The organism is Metabacillus halosaccharovorans, from assembly GCF_002019635.1.
GTDB classification, from domain to species: Bacteria; Bacillota; Bacilli; order Bacillales; family Bacillaceae; genus Metabacillus; species Metabacillus halosaccharovorans.
Genome location: NZ_KV917371.1, coordinates 1,530,809 through 1,544,474 on the forward strand (window position 1 = coordinate 1,530,809; position 13,666 = coordinate 1,544,474).

Consider the following 13,666-nt stretch of genomic DNA (forward strand, 5'->3'; position numbering starts at 1 on the left):
TGGATAAGTGCGCGACATCTAGCTCCAGCGCCTAGCCCCTCTAGGGTCTAGCCACAAAGGAATTGAAGACAAAGAACGTCTTCTATTCCTTTGCGTCTTATTTGCCCTAGGCTGATCAAGGCGCTTGCGCTTTTGTTCATTTGCTGCCACAGGAGTATTGTCAGCTTTCCTTACCATTGCAATAAAACCCCTAACAATTAGAAATGTACTAGTGACTGAGAGAAAACTGTGAAAGCTATTCCAGCCACGTCTAAAGGTCACAAGAGTCGTGTTCTTCTCAAGCAAATGTTCTACAATCAAGTTTGTCCATAAATCTTTAAAATATTGATATAAGGGTCAACAGGATAGAAGTTCGATTATAAGTAAAGCTCTATAAAAAAGGACCTCTCTAAAATGAGAAAGCCCTCTTAAGCGTTTAAACAATATTCACTTAAACAATTGGTCCACCTAGTTTTTCAATATGTGTTGATAGATGTTCGAATTTTTTGAAGTTGTCTTTAAACTTTGTAGCTAACTCATTGGCTTTTAAAAAATATTCTTTTTGCGAATTCCATGTTTTATGAGGTTGCAGGACATCATCTGGAACACCTGGGACATGAATCGGAATATTTAGTCCGAATATTTCATCCTTCACGGTTTCAATATGGTCAAGATCTCCCTCAACTGCCGCCTGAACCATTGATCGAGTGTAATGCAGTTTCATTCGCTTTCCTTCACCATATGCTCCACCTGTCCATCCTGTATTAACAAGAAACACTTGAACATTATGTTCATCAATTTTTTGACCTAACATATTCGCATACCGCGTTGCTTCAAGCGGAAGAAATGGTGAGCCGAAACAAGTTGAAAATGTAGCTTCCGGTGCTGTTACACCTCGTTCTGTGCCAGCTAATTTACTTGTATATCCGCTTAAGAAATGAAACATTGCTTGTTCTCTTGATAATTTACTAATTGGAGGAAGAACTCCAAATGCATCAGCAGTTAAAAAGACAATTGTTTGCGGATGACCTGCGATGCTAGGAACTATAGTCTTGTCAATAGCTGAAAGTGAATAAGCTGCACGTGTATTTTCTGTGTAGAAGGGATTACTATAATCTGCTTCTCTGGTGAACTCATCAATAACAACATTTTCAAGTACAGATCCATATCGAATAGCGTTATATATTTGAGGTTCCTTTTCTTTTGTTAAGTTAATGCATTTTGCGTAGCAACCGCCTTCAATGTTAAACACTCCAGACGTTGACCATCCGTGCTCATCGTCACCTATGAGTCGTCGGTTAGGGTCAGCAGATAGTGTGGTTTTTCCTGTTCCGGACAAACCAAAAAATAAAGCAACATCTCCTTCAAATCCAACGTTTGCCGAACAATGCATAGGAAGAATGTTGTTTTCAGGTAATAAAAGGTTCATCACAGAAAATACAGATTTTTTCATCTCTCCAGCGTATTCTGTGCCACCAATTAAAATTGTTCTCTTCTCAAAAGAGATAATAATAAAGGTTTCGGATTTTGTGCAATCTACTTCTGGGTCAGCTTTAAAATGAGGAGCTGACAAAATGGTAAAAGGTTGTTCATTTGTAATCATTTCTTCTCCATTATTAGGAATGAAGAGCTGACTGGCAAAAAGATTATGCCATGCAAATTCATTTATGACTTTTAATGGAAGTTGATATCGAATATCAGCTCCTGCAAAACCATCGAAAATAAATATTTCATCCCGTTCTTTTAAGTATGAAATCATTTTGCTATAAAGCTGATCAAATACTTCCGAAGAAATAGGTTGGTTTACTGTACCCCAATTAATGATGTTTTTAGTAGTTGCTTCTTCTACAATAAATTTGTCCTGAGGAGATCTTCCGGTATATGCTCCAGTCGTCGCTCTTATTGCCCCTGTAGAAGTAAGAACACCTTCTTTTTTTTCAAGTACTTTTTCAACAAGCTGTGACACAGATAAATTATGCTTCGCATTTTCCCCATTAACAAGCTGAATAAGCCCATTTGTTAAATCAGTTACATTCATCCCCATACCCTTCTTTCTGAAAAAGTGATTTCTCGTTATTCAATAGTATAACACATTTATATTATTAGAACATACTAATTGTGAGAGCTTTATGAAAAAAACTGTACATACTATATTTTAAAACTAATTTCATATTTCATTATATGAGGGGAATACTATTCTTAAGATTTACTTAAAGCATAAGAAAATTCATATGGAATAACTGTCGATTTCTGTTGACACCATTAACTTAGTGCGCTATGATATGACCTTGAACGGATTCTCTTATCCCGAGCTGGTGGAGGGACAGGCCCTATGAAACCCAGCAACCTGCTATCAAAGGAAAGCGGCGAATGCGCACTAATTATATAGTTACTAGTATTAGCAGTTTTTTGCCTGACCTAATAAAAACAAAACTCGTTTTGTTTTTATTAGGTCAAGAATGATGCTATGCATCATTCTAAGCAAGCGTAAGCTTGCTTAGGCAAAAAAGTCCCAATCTGTGGAACTATGTTTAAAAGGCGCACTCCCTGCGACATTTTCCGACGCAAAGGTGCTAACCTGAAGCAAGGCGAAAGCCCTTGATCGATAAGAGCGAAAGGCGATGAACGATAACAAACCTTTCCTCATAGGGGAAAGGTTTTTTTGATAACAGAAATAAGTATTTTCTTCATTAGAGTTTTACCAGGACAAGCATTGTGGTAAAGGTACATAATACTTCTGTTCACAAATATGCCAACGTGATTTTCTAAAGGTCAAACTTTGGGAAGAGTTCCGGATCAACTGAATGAACAAATATGAGGAGGAAGCTTTTAACTATGTCTAAAAAACGTCTATTTACTTCTGAGTCTGTAACAGAAGGCCATCCAGATAAGATTTGTGACCAAATTTCAGATTCAATTCTTGATGCAATAATCTCAAAGGATCCTAACGCACGTGTAGCGTGTGAAACTTCTGTTACAACAGGTTTAGTACTGGTTGCTGGAGAGATTACAACAAGTACGTATGTTGATATTCCTAAGATTGTTCGTGAAACAATTAAAGATATCGGATATACTCGTGCAAAGTATGGCTTTGATGCAGAAACATGTGCTGTTTTAACTTCTATTGACGAGCAATCAGCAGATATTGCAATGGGTGTTGACCAAGCGCTTGAAGCTCGTGAAGGACAAATGTCTGATGAAGAAATTGAAGCAATCGGTGCAGGTGACCAAGGGTTAATGTTTGGTTTTGCTTGTAACGAAACGAAGGAATTAATGCCACTTCCAATTTCTTTAGCTCATAAAATATCCCGCCGTTTAACAGAGGTACGTAAAGAAGAGATTCTTCCATATCTTCGTCCAGATGGTAAAACACAAGTAACGGTTGAATATGATGAAAATAACAAACCGGTTCGTATTGATACAATTGTTATTTCTACTCAACATCATCCGGAAGTTACGTTGGAACAAATTCAACGTAATCTTAAGGAATATGTTATCAATCCAGTTGTTCCTAAAGAATTAATTGATGAAAACACTAAATACTTTATTAATCCTACTGGTCGTTTCGTAATTGGTGGACCACAAGGTGATGCAGGTTTAACTGGTCGTAAAATTATTGTTGATACTTATGGTGGATATGCTCGTCATGGTGGTGGAGCATTCTCAGGTAAGGATGCAACAAAAGTTGACCGCTCTGCTGCATATGCTGCTCGCTATGTTGCAAAGAATATTGTTGCTGCAGGATTAGCTGAAAAGTGTGAAGTTCAATTAGCGTATGCAATTGGGGTAGCACAACCTGTATCTATATCTATTGATACATTTGGAACAGGAAAAGTTTCAGAAGAAGTATTAGTAGAAGTTGTTCGCAGTAACTTTGATCTACGCCCTGCGGGAATCATTAAAATGCTTGACTTGAGACGTCCTATCTACAAGCAAACTGCTGCTTATGGACATTTTGGTCGAAATGACTTAGATCTTCCATGGGAAAGAACAGACAAAGCGGAAGCACTTAGTAATGCTGCGCTTAAGTAATTGTTGATGAAAAGAATGGCCTGTATAGGGTCATTCTTTTTTTATGCCAAAATCACGTTCTAAGATTTGGAAACAACCCTTTAATGGTGTATAGTGAACAGTGCGTATTGTTCAAAAAATCGCAATTCTTTTGTTGCAATTATTGATGAAGTCGATGATATAGTTAATATAGTAAAATGCAGGAGGATATTTATGAAAGCGTTTCTTATCGGGATATCTTTAGTTATAGGAATGTCTATAAGTAGTGGCTGTCAAAGTCAATCTCAAGCAAATGAATCAGATCAGAAAAGCATGAATACGACAAATGAAGTTTTGGCTCCGGAAGTTCAAATTATTGCTAATGAACAAGTTAAAAAAGGAAAGAGAGAAACGATTTCAGCTGTGGTTACTGTGGGTGATGAATTTGTGGATGATGCAGATGTTGAGTTTGAAATCAAACGTGATGAAGAATCTGAAAAAATAACAGCTAATTCTAAAGATAAGGGAAAATATACGATCTATTATACGTTTAAGTCGGATGGGCAATATGAAATTATTGCCCATACAAATGCAGAGGGGTACCATATTATGCCTTCGATGCAAATTCAAGTAGGTGATAGTGATACTGATTCCTCACCAAAACAGGATGAGAAAAGTGAAACATCGGAACATCATCATGATCATGAAGAGGAGCATTGATGCTCCTCTTTGTTTAGGCATAACGTATATGTTTTTCTTCTAATGCATCTTCATATTCCTTCAATAAACCGTTAAATATATGAGCCCAAGTTTGGGTTAAGGCATACTCCCGGGCAGCTTCTCCCATTTTGTTACGAAATGAATAATCTTCTAATAAATGAATAATGGCTTCTATAAATTGCTCTGTATTTTTAGGTTCACATAAAAATCCGGTTTCCAACGGTTTAATAATGTTTTTTACTCCACCTGAGTTTGCCCCAATAACGGGTGTTCCGGAAGCAAATGCTTCTAAAACAACATTTCCGAATGTTTCAGTCGGGGATGGAAAAACAAACACATCAGAACATGAGTAGATTTCAGCGAGTTCTACACCATTCACATATCCCACAAATGTCAGGTTATCTTGAGCATTTTTCTGCATCTCTTCTTTTGCCGGTCCATCTCCAACAATTAACCAGTGAACATTTTCTTGGAAATGATTGGGAAGTTTCTTTGTGATCTCCATTAATGTCTTAATATCTTTTTCCGGAGCTAATCTGCCTACATAAGATAGGATATATTTTTCTTTAATTTGATATTTCTTACGAATTTCTTCGTTCTGATAGTTTGGATGAAATAGGTTACAATCAACACCTCTTCCCCAAATTCGAAGATTTGAAAAGCCTTTTCGTTTTAATTGTTCCAGTGTTTCGTTCGAAGGTACAAATATCTTTCGCAGAGGTTTATGGAACCAATGCATGTATTTCCATAACACCTTCGATAAAAACTGAAAGTCATAATATTCTAAATATTGGTCAAAATCGGTATGATAAGATCCTACAATAGGAATGCCGAGCTTTTTAGCATAATGTAATCCGCAAAGACCAATGTTAAATGGAGTAGCCACATGAATTAAATCCGGTTGGAAGCGTTGTAGCTCAGCTTTAACATGCAGCATGTTTGGCAGTGCTAATCTGCATTCAGGATAAAGGAAGAAAGGTAAACTTGTGAAACGATGGATATGGCTAGAAAACATGCTTTCTTTTGTACTAACAGGTGCAAAAACTCTGTATTCATAGCCATGCTCTTCAAGATAATCTGTAAAACGCTTTAAGGTTCTTGCAACCCCGTTAACATCAGGTGAAAAAGTATCAGTGAAAATAGCTATTCTCAATGCAATCCCTCCAATTACATAAATGAAAGGTACCTAAATATGAGGCACTATTTTTTACACGTTACAAAGGCAATATAAAGAACCTGGTTATGATTGTGTAGCTTAGAAATCCAACAGAACTACCAAATAAGCAGCCTACTAATACGTCAGAAGGATAGTGCAATCCCAGATACATTCTTGAAAGGCCGACACTGATGGCTATTGGTAAAAGAATGACTGTTAGCTGAGGCATAAATAAAATAAATGGAATAATTACAGAAAAAATAGCTGTTGTATGTCCAGATGGAAAGGAATGATCTTCTAAAGGATTTGCAGGTACCTTTGTCTCAAGCAAAGCTAGATAGGGCCGTTTTCTTGGATATAACTTTTTCACCAGTGCAACCGGTAAATGGCTGAATAGAAGGGAGATTGCACATGTTATTCCAATGATTTGTAATAGGTCTTTTGTGAAAAAAACGAGAAATAAACAAACTGCAATGGTTGAAATAGCTCCACCTAGGTGTGTGATGTTTCGAAAATAAAAGTTCAGCATTTTTTGATCGAAATGACGATTAACACTTCGAAACAGCCTGCATTCGAAATTGTACATGTTGGTCATCAGCTTTGTTTTCATTTGGACGCTCCTTTATTTACCCCTTTTCTATTATTTTAGTAGAGAATTATTTAGTTAATAATAAGAAAATGTAAAAAATCCCTTCACATAATATTCACAAAATTAATGTTTGTTGATGAAAAGAGAAAATATTTAAATGAAAAATACTTAGTTTAAAAAGTGGGAGAGTGGTATTTAAATATAGGGGATCATTAATAATAGCAACAGAGTAAGGAATTGAAGAAAAAATACCTATTCCTTACTCAGAAGAGTTTTTAATTTTTATACTTTAAGAAAGTTTAACTATAAAGGTTTAAAGTATAAGAAAAGACATCGACTTCCGCCATTCTTGGCGGTAAATCGTGTTTTTCTAAGATTGTATTGCTTTGTAATATTGACCTTTTTCAACATATTCACGACGAATTCTTTCCATGTCTAACAGATCTTCTGATGTTAATGTTCTTACAACCTTTGCAGGGCGACCTAGAGCAAGTGTGTAAGGAGGGATTTTTTTTCCGGGAGGGACAAGGCTGCCTGCTCCGATAAAGGCTCCTTCACCAACTTCTGCACCATCCAAAATGATGGATCCCATTCCAATTAATGCTTTTTGGCGAATAATTGAACTATGTAGGATAACACTATGTCCAACGGTAACATCATCCTCAAGGATAAGAGGTTTGTTTGGACTTTGATGAAGACAGCACAAATCTTGAACATTTACACGTTTTCCTATCACAGTAGGGGAAACATCGCCACGAATAACTGTTTGAAACCAAATGCTGGATTCATCTCCAATCTCAACATCGCCTGTGATTGTAACGTAGTCAGCAATAAAAGCTGATTCAGAGATCTTTGGACTTTTTTCTTTATAAGGATAGATCATGTTTTTCATTCCTTTCAGTTGGGAATTCTTTATTTATTATATCAGTAGACAAAGAAGAAAGAGAAAGAAGGTAGTGGAATTGTGGAAATGGAAAGCTGAGATTGAACCCGTAAAAGGGGTTATAGTGATCATTCATGGAGCAGCAGAACATCACGGTCGCTACAAATGGCTGGTAGAAATGTGGCGTTTATCAGGTTACCATGTGGTCATGGGAGATTTACCTGGTCAAGGAACTTCAACAAGAAGAAGAGGACATATCAAATCATTTGATGAATATATAAAAGAAGTGAATATATGGATAACTGAAGCGAAAAAGTTCGGGGTACCTTTATTTTTATTAGGGCACAGCATGGGTGGACTGGTAGTTATCAGGGCTCTGCAAGAAAAACATCATGAAATAAAAGCAGTTATTTTATCGTCTCCTTGCTTGGGCATTTTGTTTAAACCAAATAAAGCTATAGAACTGGCTTCAAAAGGATTAAATATGATCGCACCATCGTTTAAAGTTGATTCAAAATTAAGCGTAGAGATTGCCACACGTAATAAATCAGTACAGGAGTTAGATGAAAACGACTCTTTATATGTGACAAAGGTTTCAGTAAGATGGTATCGTGAGTTGATAAAAGCTATGGAAGAAGCTCAAAATCAGGTTGGCAAATTTCAACAAGTTCCCCTGCTTCTTATGCAAGGCGGAGAAGACAAAATTGTTGATAAATCACTAGTGAAAAAGTGGTTTAACAAAGTGGATTTACTGGAAAAAAATTATAAGGAATGGAAAGGGCTCTATCATGAAATCTTTAGTGAGCCTGAAAGAGATCTGGTATTTGAAACAGCTAAACGTTTTTTTGATACCCATTCAGAGTACGTGACTTAGTGTGTAAACTTTGTCTTCTTCATGTGACAAGAGAGCTAATTGATAAAAAAAAGAAACAAGAGGTGACACTCCCTTTGACAGTACCACAGCATCCGATAAAATTAATGACCAAAGTATATAGAGAGATCTTTCCCATTGTTCACTTTTATATTGGACAATGGAGAGTACAAGCAGAAAAAATACCAAATCAGGAATTGAGAATTCAAGCCTTAAACAGTATTCAGGACAAAGAATTTCACTGTGAAGGTGGAGGCATTTTAGCCATGATATCAGGTCCACATAAACAACAATGTATCGAGTTTATTGTAGCATATCAAACAATAAGCGATTATTTAGATAATTTATGTGATCGAAGTACATCGTTAGATCCAGTTGATTTTCGTATGTTACACCAATCTATGCTTGATGCATTAACATGTGGTGAACCTTGCAAGGAGTACTACAAATATAGAGAAGATCAAGATGATGGTGGATATTTGAACCGTTTAGTACAAACATGTCAAAACGTTCTTTCTGAGTTAGAGCACTATCCGATGATATCAAAATATTTACTGGAGCTTTCACGCTATTATTGCGATCTGCAGGTACATAAGCATGTGAAAAAAGATGAGCGTGTTCCAAGACTTGAAAATTGGTTTGAGAATCATAAAAACAGTCTTCCTGAGATGGAATGGTATGAGTTTTCGGCATGTACAGGGTCAACACTTGGCATCTTTTGCTTAGTTGCGTATGCTTTCCAAGAAAGTTTTGAGGAAAAACAAGCACAACAAATAAGAGATAGTTATTTTCCATATATTCAAGGTCTTCATATTTTACTCGATTATTTAATTGATCAAGAGGAAGATGAGCTGGGCGGTGACTTAAATTTTTGCAGTTACTATGATTCAGAAGCAACCATGATGGAAAGGTTAGAGTATTTTGTAGAACAAGCAGATTATCAGTTAAGCGGTATTCCTCATGAAAATTTTCATAAATTAATTAATCGGGGTTTATTAGGTGTTTATTTATCAGACGATAAAGTGGCAACTCACAAAGAGCTTAATAAATTGGCAAAAAGGTTAATAAAAGTTGGAGGCATGACAAGTTTCTTTTTTTATTTTAACGGAAGAGCCTATCGTACAATTCAAAAACTTTCTTGGAAAAAGCATTCACAAAAAGCAATGTAATGTAAAAGGCGCTCATTTGGAAAAAGCGCCTTTTAACATTTCTCAATGGCAACGATATACGGTGGATGATTATTCTTGTTAATAAATTGATATTGTAGGACATGGGCGTCACGGGGATCAATTGTTTTGAGGAATGTCATTAAAGCATCTCGTTCAATTTGTCCTTCCTCATGCCCGTGGTAAATAACAATGACAATGATTCCTTCAGGTTTTAACATGCTTAATAATTGTTGTACAGCAGAAATGGTTGTATCAGGAACCGTTACAATGGTTTGGTCCCCTCCTGGTAAATATCCAAGGTTAAACATTGCAGCTGAAATGGTTCCTTTATGTTCGTCTGATATGACAGAGTTAATATGCTGATGACCTTGCCGGACAAGTGTAACTTGTTCCACGAGGTTCTCGGTCATTAATCGTTCACGGGTATTTATTATTGCTTGTTCTTGAATGTCAAAGCCAAATACTTTGCCTGTTTCTCCAACCAGCTTAGCTAGGAAAACCGTGTCATGTCCATTTCCGATCGTTGCATCTACTACGATATCTCCTTTAGATACAGCTTTTTCTAATAGTTGTTTTGCAAATGGTAAAATTCGTTGAAGCTTCATTATAGTTGTACCTCAGCTTTTTGATAAAACTTTCCTTGATAGCTATTACGACGTTTTAATTCTGCATCAATTGAATTTAAAACATCCCATTTATTCACACTCCACATCGGTCCAATCATTAAATCAATAGGACCGTCACCAGTTATTCGATGAACAATCATTTCAGGAGGGATGATTTCTAACTGATCACATACCAATTTGACATATTCCTCTTGTGTAAGAAATTCAAGCTTTCCTTTTTCATATTGTTTTACCATTGGCGTCCCTTTTAGTAAGTGTAAAAGGTGTATTTTTATCCCTTGTACATCTAATTGTGCTACAGTTCTAGCTGTTTCCATCATCATTTCTTCATTTTCAAGGGGCAATCCATTAATAATATGAGAGCAAATACGGATACCATGTTTACGTAATTTTTCGACTCCATCTACATAGCATTGGAAGTCATGTGCCCGATTAATAAGAAGAGCTGTCCGTTCATGTATTGTTTGTAAACCAAGCTCTACCCATAAATATGTTCGTTCATTTAATTCTGCCAGGTATTCAACAACATCATCCGGTAAACAGTCTGGCCGGGTAGCAATTGAAAGACCGACAACATCTTCTTGATTTAAGACAGATTCAAACTTTTCTTTTAACACATGTAGGGGTGCATGAGTGTTTGTATAGGCTTGAAAGTAAGCCATATATTTCCCGTCTTTCCATTTTTTGTGCATTTTTTGTTTAATTGTATGAAATTGAGTAACAAGATCATCAGCTCGATTCCCGGCAAAATCACCGGAGCCTGCAGCACTGCAAAACGTACACCCACCATGAGCAACCGTGCCATCACGATTTGGGCAATCAAAGCCTCCATCTAAAGCAACCTTAAATACTTTATGTCCAAAATGGTTTCGTAAATGATAATTCCATGTATGATATCGCTTATTATCTGACGCGTATTCGAATACAGAGGATTGGTTCAAGTAAGATACCTCCTTTTAGGTCATTCCTAATTTTCCATTTAAACATTTTACCATGTCAGCATAAAGAAAAACAGAATGGCTCAATACTTACCAATTATTTAAGCACAATTTTTTTACTGTTTTGCGAACAATAGTATTGATGAAGCATTATTGACTTCATATCGTTTGGAGGAGAGACATATGGCAACAAGACAATCCGTTAACGAATATCTTCAACGCTGTACGGACGCAATCGAATATGCTCGTGAGCAATATAAAATCGGCTCACAACAAGAACACTATAATGCATCTGAATATACAAAAGCACTGCAAGGATTAGAAAATGCAGTGAATGATATTAATCATCTGTCACTTAGTGCGAATGATCAACAACAAGACCAGCTTTATCGTATGAGACTGCAGCTTCAGCAAGTACAAAATGAAATGATTTTAAAAGGAGATGCAGAACGATGAAAAAGCGTTCAAAACAAAACAACCCTGAGCAAAAAACCAAAAATGGTGTGAATAATAATGATTTAGAACTAGGTCAGGATCTTGATCCAGTTATTCAAACAAAAGCAAAAAATGCCAAAAAAGGGCAACCGATTAAATCAAAACAAAGAGTAGAGAACAAGAAGTAGGAGAGGGCCGAATTGGCCCTTTTTGTTTGTGTATTGAGATGATAGCGTAATCATTCATATAGGGAAGTGATCGAATGAAAGGAAAAAGTGGTTGAAAAACGAGGGGAAGTGGTTGAATCAGGTATTGAGAACATAGAGTTGGTTTAAAAAAATAAAATGATAGCGCAATCACGTGAATAAGTGATCGAATAAAAGGAAAAAGCGGTTGAATCATGAGGTGATAGTATGATATAGACAAATTAGACAGGAGGAATGAGATGACAATTGAGGTAAGATTATCAAAAGAAAGTGATTTTGAGCAATTACTCGAAATCGATAATAGAATTTGGAATTCAACTACAACACCTGCAATCATTAAGTGGAATTCAGTAAGTGAATATAAGCAAAGAAATCCGGAGGGAAGTCAGCTTGTTGCATTGGTGAACGGCCAAGTAGCCGGTTTTCTTGGGTTTCATTCACCTACACCTTTGAATACAAATCAACATGTATTGGAAATAGATATTGCAGTAGACATGCATTTTCAAGGTAGAGGAGTAGGAAGGAGTTTGCTTTTGAATGCGGAAAATATATTTAAAGAAAAAGGTATTAAAAAACTCTCGCTCCGTGTATTAGAAACCAATAGTGGTGCAATCCAATTTTATCAAAAATGTGGGTTCAGCATGCAAGGTAAACTGATCAACGAGTTTTTTATTGATGGAAAGTATGTAAATGATCTATTGATGTACAAACTTTTAGAGTGGTAGAAAAATCTATATTTTCGCATTATTATAACATTATGAAATGGGGCATTTCTTCATTGCAAAACAAGGAAAAAGGGGCTAAAATTCTCTGAGGAATATTCACGTGTGAATTCGTGAAAATCATGTTAAAGGAGGAGGATTTATGCCACGTTCTCTTTGGTTGCTTGTAATTGGAATGATGATTAATGTGACAGGTTCTTCATTTCTATGGCCGTTAAATACGATATATATTCATGATCATCTTGGTAAGTCTTTGACGGTTGCGGGAATTGTTCTCATGTTAAACGCTGCAGCAAGTGTTGTTGGAAATCTTCTTGGTGGGGTATTATTTGATAAGATCGGTGGTTATAAATCCATCCTTTTAGGAATTGTGATTACATTGATTTCTGTCGTTGCCCTTATGTTTAACCATTCTTGGCCTGTATATATGTATTTATTAATTTTTATTGGATTGGGATCAGGAATTGTGTTCCCAGCTACATATGCATTAGCCGGAACGGTATGGCCGGAAGGTGGCAGAAAAGCATTTAATGCTATTTATGTTGCTCAAAATGCAGGTGTAGCAGCAGGAGCTTCCCTAGGTGGATTTGTTGCTTCTATCTCATTTGATTATATATTTGTTGCTAACGCAGCACTTTATGCTGTTTTTTTCTTGCTTGCATTCTTCGGTTTCCGAAATATCGATGATTCATCAGTAAAACAAGTATCGATATTGGATCAAAATCCGACCATAAAAAATCGTGAAAAATTTGGGGCTTTGGTCGTTTTATGTATTGGATATTTACTCTGCTGGGTAGGTTATGTTCAGTGGCCTTCAACGATCTCATCCCATACCCAAACCTTGAATATTTCATTAAGTCAATATAGTTTACTTTGGACAATAAATGGTGTGTTGATTGTACTTGGTCAACCGCTTATTTCTCTGTTTGTAAAGCATTTTGCCAAAACATTAAAAAAGCAAATGGTTCTGGGCTTTATCGTGTTTATCATTTCATTTGCTGTTGCATCATATGCAGAGCAATTTACAGCATTTCTTGTGGCAATGGTGATATTAACGATAGGAGAAATGTTAGTGTGGCCAGCTGTGCCAACGATTGCAAATGATTTAGCTCCTAGTGGCAGACAGGGCTTTTATCAAGGCTTTGTTAACAGTACTGCTACGGGAGGAAAAATGATTGGTCCTCTCCTTGGAGGAATTGTTGTGGATTACTACAATATGAGCTTATTATTTATGATCATCATTAGCTTGTTAATAGTAGGGATCTTTACTACCTTGATCTATGATAAAAAATTGAATGCAAAGCTTGAAGGTAAAGGGTCTCAGGCCTCCGACGCTGTCGGGGTCTAAGGCCTTTTTTTTAGTTTCTTTATCTTGAAAGACA

General features: G+C 36.4%; 14 protein-coding genes. 8 read left to right on the forward strand and 6 right to left on the reverse strand.

Features of this window, described 5'->3' with window-relative positions; genetic code table 11:
• Positions 1-430: 430 nt before the first annotated feature.
• Positions 431-2,017, reverse strand: coding sequence for a phosphoenolpyruvate carboxykinase (ATP) (pckA, locus tag BK577_RS07045; RefSeq protein ID WP_078432262.1), 1,587 nt, complete (start codon positions 2,015-2,017; stop codon positions 431-433).
• Positions 2,018-2,814: 797 nt separating this feature from the next.
• Between pckA and metK the strand changes: the two genes are divergently transcribed.
• Together metK and BK577_RS07055 are read left to right on the forward strand one after the other, a co-directional pair.
• A complete protein-coding gene (gene metK / locus BK577_RS07050) occupies positions 2,815-4,011 on the forward strand; it encodes a methionine adenosyltransferase (RefSeq protein WP_078432263.1) in 1,197 nt (398 codons plus the stop codon).
• A 192-nt stretch (positions 4,012-4,203) separates the two neighbouring features.
• Positions 4,204-4,689 carry a FixH family protein gene (locus tag BK577_RS07055; RefSeq protein ID WP_078432264.1) on the forward strand — a complete coding sequence of 162 codons (486 nt, stop codon included), beginning with the start codon at positions 4,204-4,206 and terminating at the stop codon, positions 4,687-4,689.
• A 13-nt stretch (positions 4,690-4,702) separates the two neighbouring features.
• Here BK577_RS07055 and BK577_RS07060 read toward each other — a convergent pair whose 3' ends face one another.
• The 3 genes from BK577_RS07060 to BK577_RS07070 form a co-directional block, all read right to left on the reverse strand.
• Positions 4,703-5,842, reverse strand: coding sequence for a glycosyltransferase family 4 protein (locus BK577_RS07060; RefSeq protein ID WP_078432265.1), 1,140 nt, complete (start codon positions 5,840-5,842; stop codon positions 4,703-4,705).
• A gap of 61 nt (positions 5,843-5,903) precedes the next feature.
• Positions 5,904-6,455, reverse strand: coding sequence for a phosphatase PAP2 family protein (locus BK577_RS07065; RefSeq protein WP_245823445.1), 552 nt, complete (start codon positions 6,453-6,455; stop codon positions 5,904-5,906).
• 349 nt (positions 6,456-6,804) lie between these two features.
• Complete coding sequence (locus BK577_RS07070) at positions 6,805-7,317, reverse strand: gamma carbonic anhydrase (protein WP_078432266.1); 513 nt, start codon at positions 7,315-7,317, stop codon at positions 6,805-6,807.
• 79 nt (positions 7,318-7,396) lie between these two features.
• On the opposite strand from BK577_RS07070, the gene BK577_RS07075 reads away from it, so the two are divergent.
• A complete protein-coding gene (locus BK577_RS07075) occupies positions 7,397-8,191 on the forward strand; it encodes an alpha/beta hydrolase (protein ID WP_078433492.1) in 795 nt (264 codons plus the stop codon).
• A gap of 74 nt (positions 8,192-8,265) precedes the next feature.
• On the forward strand, positions 8,266-9,357 hold the full coding sequence (locus BK577_RS07080; protein WP_078432267.1) for a tetraprenyl-beta-curcumene synthase family protein: 1,092 nt from the start codon (positions 8,266-8,268) through the stop codon (positions 9,355-9,357).
• A gap of 32 nt (positions 9,358-9,389) precedes the next feature.
• On the opposite strand, the gene mnmM is transcribed toward BK577_RS07080, so the two are convergent.
• Both mnmM and mnmL read right to left on the reverse strand, forming a co-directional pair.
• Positions 9,390-9,962, reverse strand: a complete 573-nt coding sequence (gene mnmM, locus BK577_RS07085; protein ID WP_078432268.1) for a tRNA 5-(aminomethyl)-2-thiouridylate-methyltransferase MnmM — start codon at positions 9,960-9,962, stop codon at positions 9,390-9,392.
• Entirely contained in the window at positions 9,962-10,924 is a 963-nt protein-coding gene (mnmL, locus tag BK577_RS07090) for a tRNA modification radical SAM protein MnmL/YtqA (RefSeq protein ID WP_078432269.1), read from the reverse strand. Before mnmL ends, mnmM begins: the two co-directional genes overlap by 1 nt.
• A 180-nt stretch (positions 10,925-11,104) precedes the next feature.
• On the opposite strand from mnmL, the gene BK577_RS07095 reads away from it, so the two are divergent.
• The 4 genes from BK577_RS07095 (at position 11,105) to BK577_RS07110 (ending at position 13,632) form a co-directional block, all read left to right on the forward strand.
• Positions 11,105-11,377, forward strand: coding sequence for a YtzC family protein (locus tag BK577_RS07095; RefSeq protein ID WP_026561776.1), 273 nt, complete (start codon positions 11,105-11,107; stop codon positions 11,375-11,377).
• A complete protein-coding gene (locus BK577_RS07100) occupies positions 11,374-11,544 on the forward strand; it encodes a glycogen biosynthesis protein GlgD (RefSeq protein ID WP_078432270.1) in 171 nt (56 codons plus the stop codon). Before BK577_RS07095 ends, BK577_RS07100 begins: the two co-directional genes overlap by 4 nt.
• A gap of 257 nt (positions 11,545-11,801) precedes the next feature.
• Complete coding sequence (locus tag BK577_RS07105; protein WP_078432271.1) at positions 11,802-12,287, forward strand: GNAT family N-acetyltransferase; 486 nt, start codon at positions 11,802-11,804, stop codon at positions 12,285-12,287.
• Positions 12,288-12,426: 139 nt separating this feature from the next.
• A complete protein-coding gene (locus BK577_RS07110; RefSeq protein ID WP_078432272.1) occupies positions 12,427-13,632 on the forward strand; it encodes an MDR family MFS transporter in 1,206 nt (401 codons plus the stop codon).
• The last annotated feature ends 34 nt before the right edge of the window (positions 13,633-13,666 follow it).